Raw genomic sequence first — 15433 nt, 5'->3', positions numbered from 1 at the left:
TAATGGCACCGCCACGCATCCCTGACCGGAGAGAAGTTGAGGGAGTGTCAGAAACCGATCTCCTACCGTGACCGTACCCCTCGGTAACGGAGGAATGTTTGGTGCATGACCTGTTGAATCCGGACACATGGCACGCCCGAAGCGGACCGATCCGGGCATGTGTGCGGTTGCGGACGAGCCTTCCGCGCCACGCTGAGTGAGCAAGGTCACGCGAAACGGCCCTGTGCCCCGTCACGGAAAAGGCACGCCTCGACGCCCAGAGTTTTACCGCAATTCAACGGGCGACGCTGGGTGCGCGGCTCAGTCCATTCCGGTGATCAAAGCGCGCAGAAATCTTAGATCGACTTCCTCCAGGGAACCGACCACGACCCGGCCGTCGGCGGGCGCGATGGGGGCGAGGGAGGGGACGGCCACGACCCGGCAGCCGGCGGCCTCGGCGGCGGCGACTCCGGTGGCCGTGTCCTCGACCACGGCGCATCTGGCCGGGTCGGCGCCGACGCGGCGGGCGGCGAGCAGATACGGGTCGGGGTGCGGCTTCGTACGGGGCACCTCGTCGCCCGCGACCGTGAGGGTGAAGTGGTCGGCGCCCAGGGAGGCCAGGACCCGGTCGATGATGCGGCGGTGCGAGGCGGAGACCAGCGCCGTGGGCACGGCGTGCTCGGTCAGCTCGGCCAGGAGGCGGGCGGCGCCCGGCATGAGCGGCACGCCGTCGTCGATGCGCTCCTCGAAGCGGTCGTTGAGGAGCGTGGTCAGTTCCGGGAGGGTGATGGCGGCGCCCGTGGCCTCGATGAGGTAGCCCGCGCTGCGGGTCATGGGCCCGCCGACGACGATGTCCCGCCAGGACTCGTCCAGCTCGTGTCCGAGGTCCCGGAAGACCGCGACCTCCACGTCCCACCAGAAGCCCTCGGTGTCCACCAGGGTGCCGTCCATGTCGAGGAACACGGCCTGCAGGGCCGACCCGTCGGCCGTTCGGGTCAGGGACGCGGGGACCGTACTGGTCATCCGGCACACCTCCATCGGGGACGAGAAGGCCGGCCGCGCTCCCCCGCCGGGATCTCCCGGTGGAGGTACGCGACCGGCCTGCATTGGACCGACCAGTCTACGACCCCTCGCTCCGGCGTGCGCCCCGCACGACACGACGCGCCGCGCGGGGCGGCGGGAGCATCCGCCGTACGGGGGCCGCGCACGGGCTGCGGTGGGCGGGCGCCCCCGGACGGGGGCACCACCCAGGACGCGGCGGGCCGGCTGGCGCCGGACAGGCACCGCGCACCGGCTCCGGCGGGTGGGCGCTCGCCGGACGGAGGCACCGGCTGGGCACACGGCGGGTCAGCAGGCCCAGCGCCGGGCACGGCGGTCAGCAACGGCCGGGCGGGCACCACCCAGGCCGCAGCGGGGCAGCGCCCGTCAGACCGGGGCACCGCCCGGCCCGCGACGGATCGGCGCCCATCCGACAGTGGCCGCGCACCCGCCACGCCAGGTCAGCGCCCGCCCGACAGGCGCCGGCACCCACTGCGGCGGGTCAGGAACCGCCTGACCGGGCGCCGCGCACCCGCCACGCCAGGTCAGCGCCCGCCCGACAGGGGGCGCGCGGCCGCGACGGGTTGAGGCGCGTCCGACAGGCACCGCCCGGACCACACCGGGCCAGCAACCGCCCGGCAGGGGTCGCGCATCGGCTGCGGCGTGACAGCGCCCGCCCGACAGGCGTCGCCCAGACCGCAGCGGGGCAGCGCCCGCCCGACAGTGGTCGCACACCACGCCGCGACGGGGTTGACGCCAGCCTGACAGGCACCGCCCAGACCGCGACGGGGCAGCAACGTCCCGGCAAGGGCCGCGCACCGGCCACAGCGGGTCGGCGCCCGCCCTCCAGGCAACGCCCAGGCCGCAGCGGGGCAGCGGGCCCGTAGGAGAACACCGGCCGGCCGCAGCGGGACAGCAGACCCGTACGAGAGCACCGCCCAGCCGGGGCGGGGCAGCACCCCCGGCACGCACCGCCCAGACCGCAACGGGTCACCAACCGCCCGGCAGGTGCCGCGCACCGGCCACGGTGGGGCACCGCCCGGCCAAGGCGGGGCACCGGATCGGGCACCGCCCGGTCAAGGCGGGACAGCGGGCCCGTACGGGGGCGCCGCCCGGCCGGGGCGGGTCAGCGGGCGTTGAAGTACTTCGCCTCCGGGTGGTGGATGACGATGGCGTCCGTGGACTGCTCCGGGTGGAGCTGGAACTCCTCGGACAGGTGGACGCCGATCCGCTCCGGCTGGAGCAGTTCCGCGATCTTGGCGCGGTCCTCCAGGTCCGGGCAGGCGCCGTAGCCGAGCGAGAAGCGCGCGCCGCGGTACTTCAGCGCGAACATGTCCTCGACGTCCGCCGGGTCCTCGCCGCCGAAGCCCAGCTCGGCGCGGACGCGGGCGTGCCAGTACTCGGCGAGGGCCTCGGCCAGCTGGACGGACAGGCCGTGCAGCTCCAGGTAGTCGCGGTACGCGTTGGCCTCGAACAGCCGCGCGGTCTCCTCGCCGATGCGGGAGCCGACGGTGACGACCTGGAGGCCGACGACGTCCGTCTCGCCGGACTCCTCCGGGCGGAAGAAGTCCGCGAGGCACAGGCGGCGGCCCCGGCGCTGGCGCGGGAAGGTGAAGCGGGTCCGCTCGTGGCCGGCCTCGTCCAGGATGATCAGGTCGTCGCCCTTGGACACGCACGGGAAGTAGCCCTGGACGACGGCGGCTTCGAGCAGGTTGTCCGTGTGGAGGCGGTCCAGCCAGCCGCGCAGCCGGGGGCGGCCCTCGGTCTCGACCAGTTCCTCGTACGAGGGGCCCTCACCGGTCCGGTTCTGCTTCAGCCCCCACTGGCCCTTGAAGAGCGCGCCCTCGTCCAGCCAGCCCGCGTACTCCTTGAGCTGGATGCCCTTGACGACGCGGGTGCCCCAGAAGGGCGGCTCCGGTACGGGGTTGTCCGTGGCCACGTCGGAGCGGACGCCGGTCTCGGGCTCGCGCTCCTCCACCGCCAGGTCCGGCGTGGCGCGCACGCGGCGCTGGCGCAGTTCGGGGAGCGTGGCGCCGGGCACGCCGCGCTTGACGGCGATGAGGGCGTCCATGAGGCGCAGGCCCTCGAAGGCGTCACGGGCGTAGCGGACCTCGCCCTGGTAGATCTCGTGGAGGTCCTGCTCGACGTAGGCGCGGGTGAGGGCGGCGCCGCCGAGGATGACCGGGTACTTGGCGGCGAGGTCGCGCTGGTTGAGCTCCTCCAGGTTCTCCTTCATGATCACGGTGGACTTGACGAGCAGTCCGGACATGCCGATCACGTCCGCCTTGTGCTCCTCGGCGGCCTCCAGGATCGCGGAGACGGGCTGCTTGATGCCGAGGTTGACGACGTTGTAGCCGTTGTTGGACAGGATGATGTCCACGAGGTTCTTGCCGATGTCGTGGACGTCGCCGCGGACGGTGGCGAGCACGATGGTGCCCTTGCCCTCGTCGTCCGTCTTCTCCATGTGCGGTTCGAGGTGGGCGACGGCCGTCTTCATGACCTCGGCGGACTGGAGGACGAACGGCAGCTGCATCTGGCCCGAGCCGAACAGCTCGCCGACGACCTTCATGCCGTCCAGGAGCGTGTCGTTGACGATGTCGAGGGCCTTGCGGGTGCGCAGCGCCTCGTCGAGGTCGGCTTCGAGGCCGTTCTTCTCACCGTCGATGATGCGGCGCTTGAGGCGCTCCTCCAGCGGGAGCGCGGCCAGCTCCTCGGCCTTGCCGGCCTTGAGGGACTTGGCGGTGGCGCCCTCGAACAGCTCCATCAGCTTCTGGAGCGGGTCGTAGCCCTCGCGGCGGCGGTCGTAGATGAGGTCGAGGGCGGTGGTGACCTGCTCCTCGTCGAAGCGGGCGATGGGGAGGATCTTGGAGGCGTGGACGATCGCGGAGTCGAGGCCGGCCTTGACGCACTCGTCCAGGAAGACGGAGTTGAGCAGGATGCGGGCGGCAGGGTTGAGGCCGAAGGAGATGTTCGACAGGCCGAGCGTCGTCTGCACGTCGGGGTGGCGGCGCTTCAGCTCGCGGATGGCCTCGATGGTGGCGATGCCGTCCTTGCGGGACTCCTCCTGGCCGGTGCAGATGGTGAAGGTGAGGCAGTCGACGAGGATGTCGGACTCGTGGATGCCCCAGTTGCCGGTGAGGTCGGCGATGAGCCGCTCGGCGATCTCGACCTTCTTCTCGGCGGTGCGGGCCTGGCCCTCCTCGTCGATGGTGAGGGCGATGAGCGCGGCGCCGTGCTCCCTGGCGAGGCCGGTGACCTTGGCGAAGCGGGACTCGGGGCCGTCGCCGTCCTCGTAGTTGACGGAGTTGATGACGGCGCGGCCGCCGAGCTTCTCCAGGCCGGCGCGGAGCACCTCGACCTCGGTGGAGTCCAGCACGATGGGCAGGGTGGAGGCGGTGGCGAAGCGGCCGGCCAGCTCCTCCATGTCGGCGACGCCGTCGCGGCCCACGTAGTCGACGCACAGATCGAGCATGTGGGCGCCCTCGCGGATCTGGTCGCGGGCCATCTCCACGCAGTCGTCCCAGCGGCCTTCGAGCATGGCCTCGCGGAACTTCTTGGAGCCGTTGGCGTTGGTCCGCTCGCCGATCGCCAGGTACGAGGTGTCCTGCCGGAACGGCACGCTCTGGTACAGGGACGCGGCGCCCGGCTCGGGGCGCGGGTCGCGGGGCGCGGGGGTGAGGTCCCGTACGCGCTCCACGACCTGGCGCAGGTGCTCGGGGGTCGTACCGCAGCAGCCGCCGACGAGCGACAGCCCGTAATCGCGGACGAAGGTCTCCTGGGCGTCGGCCAGCTCGGGCGCGGTGAGCGGGTAGTGGGCGCCGTCCTTGCCGAGGACGGGCAGGCCCGCGTTGGGCATGCAGGAGAGGGGGACGCGGGCGTGGCGGGCGAGGTAGCGCAGGTGCTCGCTCATCTCGGCGGGGCCGGTGGCGCAGTTCAGGCCGATCATGTCGATGCCGAGGGGCTCCAGCGCGGTGAGCGCGGCTCCGATCTCGGAGCCGAGGAGCATGGTGCCGGTGGTCTCGACCGTGACGGAGACGATGAGCGGCACGTCCACCCCGAGGGCCTCCAGGCCGCGCCGGGCGCCGAGGACGGCGGCCTTGGTCTGGAGGAGGTCCTGTGTGGTCTCCACGAGGAGCGCGTCGGCGCCGCCGGTGACCAGGCCCTCGGCGCTGCTCTGGTAGGCGTCGCGGAGGGTGGTGTACGGGGCGTGGCCCAGCGTGGGCAGCTTGGTGCCGGGGCCCATGGAGCCGAGGACCCAGCGCTGCCGGCCGTCGGCGGCCGTGTGCCGGTCGGCGGACTCGCGGGCGATGCGGGCGCCGGACTCGGACAGCTCGTGGACGCGGTGGGCGATGTCGTACTCGGCGAGCGCGGAGAAGTTGGCGCCGAAGGTGTTGGTCTCGACGCAGTCCACACCGACGGCGAAGTACGCGTCGTGGACCGAGCGGACGATGTCGGGCCGGGTGAGGTTGAGGATCTCGTTGCAGCCTTCGAGGTTCTCGAAGTCGTCGAGGGTGGGGTCCTGCGCCTGGAGCATCGTGCCCATGGCTCCGTCGGCGACGACCACCCGCGAGGCGAGGGCGTCGCGGAGCGCGGCTGCTCGGGCGCCGCTGTCGGCGGGCGTGGCGGAAGGGGTCGGCAACGAGGCCATGGAGGTGCTCCCTGGGGTGCGACGGCTGTCGGCTTTGCGGCTCCGGGGGGAGGCGCACGTCGTCAGCCTAACCGCCATGCTCCGGGGCGGACACGTCGTCCCACGTGGCGGACGGCATGCTTGGCGGGGGGCGAAGTCCGGCCAAGTGGCGCGTACAGCGCTCCGCGATGTGGCCGGAGGTCGGTAACGACCGATACTGTTCAGCATTGTCGAACCGCGAAGTGAAGGAGCAGGCCGGGGATGGCGAAGAACATCCAGTCGCTTGAGCGGGCGGCGGCGATGCTGCGGCTGCTCGCGGGCGGAGAGCGCCGGCTGGGTCTCTCCGACATCGCGTCGTCGCTCGGCCTGGCGAAGGGCACGGCGCACGGCATCCTGCGCACGCTCCAGGCGGAGGGGTTCGTCGAGCAGGACGCGGCGTCGGGCCGGTACCAGCTGGGGGCCGAGCTGCTGCGCCTCGGCAACAGCTACCTGGACGTGCACGAGCTGCGCGCGCGGGCCCTCGTATGGACGGACGACCTGGCCAGGTCGTCCGGCGAGAGCGTGCACCTGGGCGTGCTCCACCAGCACGGGGTGCTGGTCATCCACCATGTCTTCCGCCCCGACGACAGCCGCCAGGTGCTGGAGGTCGGCGCGATGCAGCCGCTGCACTCCACGGCGCTGGGCAAGGTGCTCTCCGCGTACGACCCGGTGGCGCACAGCGAGGCCCTGGAGGTGGAGCGCAAGGCGTTCACGCCCCGTACGGTCACGGCGCTGGAGGACTTCGAGGAGCTGCTGGACCTCACGCGGGCGCGCGGCTGGGCCGCCGACCTGGAGGAGACCTGGGAGGGCGTGGCCTCGGTGGCGGCGCCCATCCACGACCGGCGGCGGATGCCCGTGGGCGCGGTCGCCATCACGGGCGCGGTCGAGCGGGTCTGCGACCGGGGCGAGCTGCGCTCGGAGCTGATCGCGGCGGTACGGGAGTGCGCGCGGGCGGTCTCCCGCGACCTGGGCGCGGGCCGCTTCTGACGGCCGGGCGACCCTCCCTCTCCCCTCAGGCTCCGCGCCGTGCGCGGGGCCTTCGCGCTGCCCTGCGCGGACGCTCGCGGTAACGATCGGGTTTCTCACGGCCCAAGCCTTGACTGGCTGTTCCCCGGGGGCAAAACTGCCGTCCATCGGTCGGCATTGTCGAACACCTACCGGAATCACGCGTTAGAGTGTGACAACGCCAGGAGGCCGGCACCGCCCTCATCCCGAGGGCACGGACCACCGGAGGGACCCGGGGTTCGCCTTTCCCCTGGACGAAGGACAAAGGAGTCGCGGGTGTCCAGCTCCGACATCTTCATCGGCGAGATCATCGGTACCGCCGTACTCATCCTCCTCGGCGGAGGCGTCGTCGCCGCCGTCGTGCTCAAGCGCTCCAAGGCGCAGAACGCGGGCTGGGTGGCCATCACCTTCGGGTGGGGCTTCGCTGTCATGACCGCCGTCTACATGACCGGTTCCCTCTCCGGCGCCCATCTGAACCCGGCGGTCACCGTCGGCATCGCCCTGAAGGACGGGGACTGGAGCCAGGTCCCCTACTACTTCGCCGGTCAGCTCCTCGGCGCCATGATCGGTGCCGCGCTGGTCTGGATCGCCTACTACGGCCACTTCCAGGCCCACCTGACCGACCCGGAGACCGCCTCCAAGCCCGCCGTCGAAGGCCCCGGACCGGTCCTCGGCATCTTCTCCACCGGCCCCGAGATCCGCAACGTGTGGCAGAACCTCGCCACCGAGATCATCGGCACCCTGGTCCTCGTCCTGGCCGTGCTCACCCAGGGCCTCAACGACGACGGCAAGGGCCTGAACGTCCTCGGCGGTCTGATCGTCGCCTTCGTCGTCGTCGGGATCGGCCTCTCGCTCGGCGGCCCGACCGGCTACGCCATCAACCCGGCCCGCGACCTCGGCCCCCGCATCGTCCACGCGCTGCTGCCGCTGCCGAACAAGGGCGGCTCCGACTGGGGGTACGCCTGGATTCCCGTCGTGGGCCCGCTGATCGGTGGAGCCGCCGCCGCGGGTATCTACTCCCTCGCGTTCGCCGGCTGAGCCCAGTCGCCCCGATCCGTCACCGACCCCGAGGAGCACACCCCCTATGACCGCCACGACCTCCCACGGCACCGGCCCCTTCATCGCCGCCATCGACCAGGGCACGACCTCCAGCCGCTGCATCGTCTTCGACCGCGACGGGCGCATCGTCTCCGTCGACCAGAAGGAGCACGAGCAGATCTTCCCCAAGCCCGGCTGGGTCGAGCACAACGCCGCCGAGATCTGGACCAACGTCCAGGAAGTCGTCGCCGGCGCCATCGAGAAGGCGGGCATCACCGCCGCCGACGTCAAGGCCATCGGCATCACCAACCAGCGCGAGACGACGCTGCTGTGGGACAAGAACACCGGCGAGCCCGTCCACAACGCGATCGTCTGGCAGGACACCCGCACCGACGCCCTGTGCAAGGAGCTCGGCCGGAACGTCGGCCAGGACCGCTTCCGCCGCGAGACCGGCCTCCCCCTCGCCTCCTACTTCGCGGGCCCCAAGGTCCGCTGGCTGCTCGACAACGTCGAGGGCCTGCGCGAGCGCGCCGAGGCCGGGGACATCCTCTTCGGCACCATGGACTCCTGGGTCATCTGGAACCTGACCGGCGGCACGGACGGCGGCCGGCACGTCACCGACGTCACCAACGCCTCCCGCACCATGCTGATGAACCTGCACACGATGCAGTGGGACGACAAGATCCTCCAGTCCATGGAGGTGCCCGCAGCGGTCCTCCCGGAGATCCGCTCCTCCGCCGAGGTGTACGGGCACGTCAGGGGCGGCGTCCTGGACGGCATCCCCGTCGCCTCCGCGCTCGGCGACCAGCAGGCGGCCCTGTTCGGCCAGACCTGCTTCGCGGAGGGCGAGGCGAAGTCCACCTACGGCACCGGCACCTTCATGCTGATGAACACCGGTGACAAGGTGATCAACTCCTACAGCGGGCTGCTCACCACCGTCGGCTACCAGATCGGCGACGCCAAGCCGGTCTACGCGCTGGAGGGCTCCATCGCCGTCACCGGCTCGCTCGTCCAGTGGATGCGCGACCAGATGGGCCTCATCAGCACCGCCGCCGAGATCGAGACGCTCGCCCTGTCCGTCGAGGACAACGGCGGCGCCTACTTCGTGCCGGCCTTCTCCGGCCTGTTCGCCCCGTACTGGCGCTCCGACGCTCGCGGTGTGATCGCCGGACTGACCCGGTACGTCACCAAGGCGCACATCGCCCGCGCCGTGCTGGAGGCCACCGCCTGGCAGACCCGCGAGATCACCGACGCCATGACCAAGGACTCCGGCGTCGAGCTGACCGCCCTGAAGGTCGACGGCGGCATGACCTCCAACAACCTGCTGATGCAGACCCTCTCGGACGTCCTGGACGCACCCGTCGTGCGCCCGATGGTCGCCGAGACGACCTGCCTCGGCGCCGCCTACGCGGCCGGTCTGGCCGTCGGCTTCTGGCCCGACACCGACGCCCTGCGGGCCAACTGGCGGCGCGCCGCCGAGTGGACCCCGCGCATGGACGCGGACACCCGCGACCGCGAGTACAAGAACTGGCTCAAGGCCGTGGAGCGCTCCATGGGCTGGCTCGAAGAAGAGAACTGACGAGGAGTAATACGACATGACCACCCTGCGATGCGTTCCCGCCCTCGGGACGCACCCGGCTGCCGGTTCCCTGCCGAGCCGCGCAGAGACCAGGGAGCTGCTGTCCAAGGCGACGTACGACCTGCTGGTCGTCGGCGGCGGCATCCTCGGAATCTCCACCGCCTGGCACGCCGCCCAGTCCGGGCTGCGGGTGGCCCTGGTGGACGCCGGCGACTTCGCCGGCGCCACCTCCTCCGCCTCCTCCAAGCTCCTCCACGGCGGTCTGCGCTACCTGCAGACCGGCGCGGTGAAGCTGGTCGCGGAGAACCACTTCGAGCGCCGTGCGGTCTCCCGGCAGGTCGCCCCGCACCTGGCGAACCCGCTCACCTTCTACCTCCCGGTGTACAAGGGCGGGCCGCACGGCGCGGCGAAGCTCGGCGCGGGTGTCTTCGCGTACTCGGCGCTCTCCGCCTTCGGCGACGGCGTCGGCCACCTGCTCAGCCCGGCGAAGGCCGCGCAGGACGTGCCGGAGCTGCGCATCGACAACCTGAAGGCCGTCGCGGTCTACGGCGACGACCAGATGAACGACGCCCGGATGGCGCTCATGACGGTCCGCGCGGCCGTGGACGCGGGCGCCACCGTCCTCAACCACGCCGCCGTCACCGGACTGCGCTTCACGCGGGGCCGCGTCACCGGCGCCGACCTGGTGGACCGGCTCGACGGCACCGAGTTCGGCGTCGACGCCCGGCTGGTGCTCAACGCGACCGGTCCGTGGGTGGACCACCTGCGCCGGATGGAGGACCCCAACGCGGCCCCGTCCATCCGCCTGTCGAAGGGCGCCCACCTGGTCCTGAAGCGCACCTCGCCGTGGAAGGCGGCGCTGGCCACGCCGATCGACAAGTACCGCATCACCTTCGCCCTCCCCTGGGAGGACATGCTGCTCCTCGGCACCACCGACGAGGAGTACGAGGGCGACCCGGCGGACGTCGCGGTCAACGAGAAGGACATCGCCCAGATCCTGGACGAGGCCGCCTTCTCCATCCGCGACCAGCAGCTCGACCGCGACCTGATCACGTACGCCTTCGCCGGTCTCCGGGTGCTGCCCGGCGGCCCCGGCGACACGTCGAAGGCCAAGCGCGAGACGGTCGTCACCGAGGGCCGGGGCGGCATGCTGTCGGTCGCGGGCGGCAAGTGGACGACGTTCCGCCACATCGGCCGCACGGTGATGAACAAGCTGGCCGCGCTGCCCGGACGGCCGCTCGCCGACGACATGGAGCCGATCGCCCGCCTGCCGAAGAAGCTTCCGCTGCCGGGCATCGCCAACCCGAACGCGGTCGCGCACCGGCTCCTGATCGACGGCGGTACGCCCGGCCCGCGCATGGCCGCCGACACGGCCCGCCACCTCGCCACGCACTACGGCTCGCTGTCCTTCGACATCGCGCGCATGGCGTACGAGAACCCGGAGCTGGCCGAGCGGATACACCCGGACGCCCCGGAGATCTGGGCGCAGGTGGCCTACGCCCGCGACCTCGAGTGGGCCGAGACGGCGGACGACGTGCTGCGCCGCCGTACGACGCTGACGATCCGGGGCCTGGCCACGGACGAGATCCGCGGCCGGGTCGAGGCCATGCTGGCCGACCGGCCCTGACGGGCACACCAGGGAGGGGAATCCGGCGGGCCCCCAGGGGCCCGTGCCGGGCGTGACTGAAGGCGTGCCCCCAGGGGCGTGCCGGGGTGTGAGGGCGGCTCCTTCGGGGGCCGCCCTCCTCGTGCCGCGGGCGCTCGGCTCCGCGCCGGTCCAAAGGGCGGCGCGGGCGGCGGCGTTGGCCGCGCCGGGCGGTGCCCCGAGGGGGTGTCCGGGGCGCCGGCCTCGGCGGAAGACGGAGTGTCCCTGGCTTCGCGCAGGGGTAGTCGTGTGGGGCCGGTACAGCACCCGGACGTGTACAAGTGGCTGCGGGCAGGGGCCCCGAACGCCGTAAGGTTGGTTCGTACGGACGGAACTTCGGAAGGAGGCCTGGGTGATCGAGCTCGAGGGGGTTCCCGAGCTGATCGACCCGGTCATGGTGGCCGCGTTCGAGGGCTGGAACGACGCCGGCGACGCCGCCTCCACCGCGGTCGCGCACCTGGAACGGGAGTGGAAGGGCGAGGTGTTCGCGGCGCTCGACGCCGAGGACTACTACGACTTCCAGGTCAACCGGCCCACGGTGTGGCTGGACGGCGGGGTACGGAGGATCACCTGGCCCACCACCCGGCTGTCCGTGGTCCGCGTCGGCGGCGAGAAGCCGCGCGACCTGGTGCTGGTCCGCGGCATAGAGCCGTCGATGCGCTGGCGCTCGTTCTGCAACGAGCTGCTGGGCTTCGCGCACGAGCTGGGCGTGGAGATGGTGGTGATCCTGGGCGCGCTGCTCGGCGACACCCCGCACACGCGGCCCGTCCCGGTCAGCGGGGTCACGTCCGACCCGGACCTGGCGCGCCGGATGGAGCTGGAGGAGACCCGGTACGAGGGGCCGACGGGCATCGTCGGCATCCTCCAGGAGGCCTGCACCCACGCCGGTGTCCCCGCGGTCAGCCTGTGGGCGGCGGTGCCGCACTACGTGTCGCAGCCGCCGAACCCCAAGGCGACGCTGGCCCTGTTGAACCGGCTCGAGGACCTGATCGACCTGCGCATCCCGCTCGGCGAACTGGCCGAGGACGCCCGCGCCTGGCAGCTCGGCGTGGACCAACTGGCGTCCGAGGACAGCGAGGTGGCCGAATACGTGCAGACGCTGGAGGAGGCGCGGGACACGGCCGAGCTGCCCGAGGCGTCCGGCGAGGCCATCGCCCGCGAGTTCGAGCGGTACCTGCGGCGGCGCGACGGCGGCCCCGGTACGGGCCCGGGGGCGGGGCACGGTCCCGGCGCGGGCGGCCCGGGCGCGGGGCAGGGCGGCCTGCCCGGGACCGGGGGCCACGCCACGGAGGGCGCCGACAGCTCGTACCTGCGGGACCCGGCCGGTGGCCGCACCCGCCCCGTGAAGCCCTCCGGCCGGGGCGCCGACGACAAGGCGGCCGAGAACCAGTCGGCCGAGGGGCCGACGAACGAGAGCCGGGCGGACAAGGGCGGTACGGACGAGGGCCGCGGCGACGGCTCCGGCGGCCGCACCAAGGACGCCGGGACCGAGGACACCGAGGACACCGAGCCCAAGGACACCGGGGCCGGGGACGGCGGCACCGGGGACGGTGGCCGTCAGGAGTCCGGCGAGTAGCACCGGCGGGTACGGCAGCGGGGCGGCACCGTCACGGCGGCACCGCCCCGCTGTCGTACGTCCCGCTGCCGCACGTCCGGAAAGGTGACGGCCGCCCGGGGGACCCCACGCCCCGGGCGGCCTCGTCAGTTCCTCACCGGACAGGTCAGAGCGCCACGCCCATCAGCGCGTCCACCGCGCGGGAGACGAGGCCGGGCGCGCCCTCGTCCGTGCCGCCCTCGGTGCGCTGGAGCTCCACCCAGCGGTCCACGGCGGCGAGCGCCGCGGGCGTGTCCAGGTCGTCGGCGAGCGCCTCGCGGATCTCCTCGACCAGCTGGTCGGCCGGGGGCCCGTCGGGGCGGGACACGGCGGCGCGCCAGCGGCCCAGCCGCTCGGCGGCCTCGTCCAGGACCTGGTCGGTCCACTCCCAGTCGGCCCGGTAGTGGTGGGCCAGCAGGGTCAGGCGGATCGCGGCCGGGTCCACGCCCTGGCGGCGCAGCGCGGAGACGAATACCAGGTTGCCCTTGGACTTCGACATCTTCTGGCCGTGCAGGGCGACCATCCCGGCGTGCACGTACGCCTTGGCGAAGGGGAACTCGCCGGTCAGCGCGTGGGCGTGGGAGGCGCCCATCTCGTGGTGCGGGAAGATCAGGTCGGAGCCGCCGCCCTGGACGTCGAAGCCCATGCCGAGGTGGTCGAGCGCGATGGCGACGCACTCGATGTGCCAGCCGGGGCGGCCGGGGCCGAGGGAACCGCCGTCCCAGCTCGGCTCGCCCTCGCGGGCGGCCATCCACAGCATCGGGTCGAGCGGGTTCTTCTTGCCGGGCCGGTCGGGGTCGCCGCCGCGCTCGGCGGACAGGGCCCGCATGACCTCGGCGTCGTAGTGGGAGACCTCGCCGAAGTGGCGGTCGGCCTCGACGGAGAAGTAGACGTCGCCGTCCAGCTCGTAGGCGGCGCCCATGTCGCGCAGCCGCTCCACCAGCGGGACGATGCCGGGTATCGCCTCGACGGCGCCGATGTAGTGCTTCGGGGGCAGCATCCGCAGGGCCGTCATGTCCTCGCGGAACAGGGATGTCTCACGCTCGGCCAGGCCGGTCCAGTCGATGCCGTCACGGGCGGCCCGCTCCAGGAGGGGGTCGTCCACGTCGGTCACGTTCTGCACGTAGTGAACCTGCCGCTTGGTGTCGAGCCACACGCGCTGAACGAGGTCGAACGCGTTGTAGGTCGCCGCGTGACCCATGTGGGTCGCGTCGTACGGCGTGATGCCGCAGACGTAGATACGGGCGACGGGGCCGGGGTCGAGGGTCACTCGTCCGCCGGTCGCGGTGTCGTGGATCCGGAGGTCGCGGCCCTTGCCGGGCAGGGCGGGGACCTCAGAAGCGGGCCAGGCATGCATGCATCGAGCGTAACCGGACGGGTGTTCCGGATACGAACCGGATGCAGGATCATGACCGGTTACGCGCTCTTGCGCGCACGACCGCGATGTGCTGCGGCCCGTCGGGTCAGACGGGCGGCCAGGGGATGGGCGGCCAGGTGCCGGACGGTTCCGGGTGGCGGGCCGTGGTGCGCAGGGCGGTGACGCGGGCTCGCAGGGCGTCCAGCTCGGCCGGGGTGACCAGCTGCTCCATGCGGGTGGCGAGCGGGGCGCCGGGCGCCAGCTCCGCGTCGAGCCGGGCCAGCGCCTCCAGCGTCTCCACGGGGAGCGGCTCCCCCGCCCAGCCCCAGAACAGCGTGCGGAGCTTGTCCTCGGCGTGGAAGGTGACCCCGTGGTCGATGGCGTGGAGGCGGCCGTCGGGGCCGGGCAGCAGATGGCCGCCCTTGCGGTCACCGTTGTTGATCACGGCGTCGAGTACCGCGAGCCGCCGCAGCCGCGGGTCGTCGGCGTGGACCAGCAGCGCCGTGCGGCCGCCGCCCACGTCGGCGAGGCCCACCGGGCGCCAGCCGTCGCCGGGCTCGTCGCCGTCCACCAGGGAGAGCAGCGGCGGCGCCGACGGGTCCGCGTCGATCCACTGCTGGACCATGCCCGGCCCGTACGGCCCCTCGCGCAGCACGGTCGGCGGGACGAGGCCCCAGCCGGTCGCCTCGGACACGGCGTACGCGGCGGCCTCCCGCTGCGCGAGCGTGCCGTCGGGGAAGTCCCACAGGGGCCGCTCCCCCGCGACGGGCTTGTACACGCAGTCCGCCTCCACGCCGTCGTACGCGACGGAGCACAGCAGCACCGCGTTGGACGCCTCGCGGATCTGGCCGCGTACGGTCAGCTCGCCCTCGGCGAGCAGCTCCAGCACGTCGGCGGTGGCCGTCAGGCCCCTCGGCGGTATCCGTTCTGGCGCGGACATACGTGTCCTTCCGGGTCGAGCGGCAGGCTGCACAGGGGGCACGGGGGGCGGCCGGCGTTGACGACGTCGAGGGCGCGCTTGGCGAAGGCCCGCGCCTGGGCGCCGGTGAGGCGGACGCGGAGCATGGGCGGGCCGTTCTCCTCGTCCTGGAGGAGACGTTCCTCCGCCTCGGCGAGGTCCTCCTCGGAATCCGCGTCGAGCTCCACGAGCGCCTGCGCCTCGACGACGAGCCGCTGCTCCTCGCCGTCCCAGGCCAGCGCCATGGTGCCGACGCGGAACTCCTCCTCGACGGGCGTGTCGAGCGGCGCCGTGTCGGTCACGTCGGCGGGGGCGACGGCCGGGACCGGGGCGTTGCCGCCGGTGCGGCGCACCACCTCGTCCAGCAGCTCGTCCATGCGCTCGGCGAGCGCCGCGACCTGCGTCTTCTCCAGCGCGACGCTGGTGGTCCGACCGCCGGCGGACGCCTGGAGGAAGAACGTACGGCGGCCAGGCAGCCCGACCGTACCGGCCACGAAGCGCTCCGGCGGGTCATAGAGGAACACCTGACGGGACACGTTCCCTCTCCCTTGGTCTTGTCGTGGGTCGGACGCCA

Annotated in this window: 10 protein-coding genes; 5 read left to right on the top strand and 5 right to left on the bottom strand. The window is 72.6% G+C overall.

Features of this window, described 5'->3' with window-relative positions:
• Positions 1–300 precede the first annotated feature (300 nt).
• Positions 301–1002, bottom strand: a complete 702-nt coding sequence (locus tag J116_RS23350; RefSeq protein ID WP_023589506.1) for an HAD family hydrolase — start codon at positions 1000–1002, stop codon at positions 301–303.
• A gap of 1141 nt (positions 1003–2143) precedes the next feature.
• Positions 2144–5665 carry a methionine synthase gene (gene metH / locus J116_RS23345; RefSeq protein ID WP_023589505.1) on the bottom strand — a complete coding sequence of 1174 codons (3522 nt, stop codon included), beginning with the start codon at positions 5663–5665 and terminating at the stop codon, positions 2144–2146.
• A gap of 240 nt (positions 5666–5905) precedes the next feature.
• Here metH and J116_RS23340 point away from each other — a divergent pair, with 240 nt between their 5' ends.
• From J116_RS23340 to J116_RS23320, 5 genes are all read left to right on the top strand, one after another.
• Complete coding sequence (locus J116_RS23340) at positions 5906–6670, top strand: IclR family transcriptional regulator (protein ID WP_023589504.1); 765 nt, start codon at positions 5906–5908, stop codon at positions 6668–6670.
• 294 nt (positions 6671–6964) lie between these two features.
• Entirely contained in the window at positions 6965–7726 is a 762-nt protein-coding gene (locus tag J116_RS23335; RefSeq protein WP_023589503.1) for an MIP/aquaporin family protein, read from the top strand.
• Positions 7727–7772: 46 nt separating this feature from the next.
• On the top strand, positions 7773–9305 hold the full coding sequence (gene glpK / locus J116_RS23330; RefSeq protein ID WP_023589502.1) for a glycerol kinase GlpK: 1533 nt from the start codon (positions 7773–7775) through the stop codon (positions 9303–9305).
• Positions 9306–9321: 16 nt separating this feature from the next.
• Positions 9322–10932, top strand: a complete 1611-nt coding sequence (locus J116_RS23325; protein ID WP_023589501.1) for a glycerol-3-phosphate dehydrogenase/oxidase — start codon at positions 9322–9324, stop codon at positions 10930–10932.
• A 370-nt stretch (positions 10933–11302) separates the two neighbouring features.
• Positions 11303–12526 (top strand): PAC2 family protein, encoded by a 1224-nt coding sequence (locus tag J116_RS23320; protein ID WP_023589500.1) that lies wholly within the window; start codon positions 11303–11305, stop codon positions 12524–12526.
• A gap of 145 nt (positions 12527–12671) precedes the next feature.
• Here J116_RS23320 and mshC read toward each other — a convergent pair whose 3' ends face one another.
• The 3 genes from mshC to J116_RS23305 form a co-directional block, all read right to left on the bottom strand.
• The gene (gene mshC / locus J116_RS23315) at positions 12672–13901 is read right to left on the bottom strand and encodes a cysteine--1-D-myo-inosityl 2-amino-2-deoxy-alpha-D-glucopyranoside ligase (protein ID WP_023589499.1); all 1230 of its coding nucleotides are present in this window, start codon (positions 13899–13901) and stop codon (positions 12672–12674) included.
• 106 nt (positions 13902–14007) lie between these two features.
• Positions 14008–14841 carry an SCO1664 family protein gene (locus J116_RS23310; RefSeq protein ID WP_023589498.1) on the bottom strand — a complete coding sequence of 278 codons (834 nt, stop codon included), beginning with the start codon at positions 14839–14841 and terminating at the stop codon, positions 14008–14010.
• Positions 14805–15395, bottom strand: coding sequence for a DUF3090 domain-containing protein (locus J116_RS23305; RefSeq protein ID WP_023589497.1), 591 nt, complete (start codon positions 15393–15395; stop codon positions 14805–14807). Before J116_RS23305 ends, J116_RS23310 begins: the two co-directional genes overlap by 37 nt.
• Between the last annotated feature and the right edge of the window lie 38 nt (positions 15396–15433).

The organism is Streptomyces thermolilacinus SPC6 (assembly GCF_000478605.2).
GTDB lineage: Bacteria > Actinomycetota > Actinomycetes > Streptomycetales > Streptomycetaceae > Streptomyces > Streptomyces thermolilacinus.
Note: the sequence above shows the minus strand (reverse complement) of the source record. Positions and strands in the feature narration are given on the sequence as shown.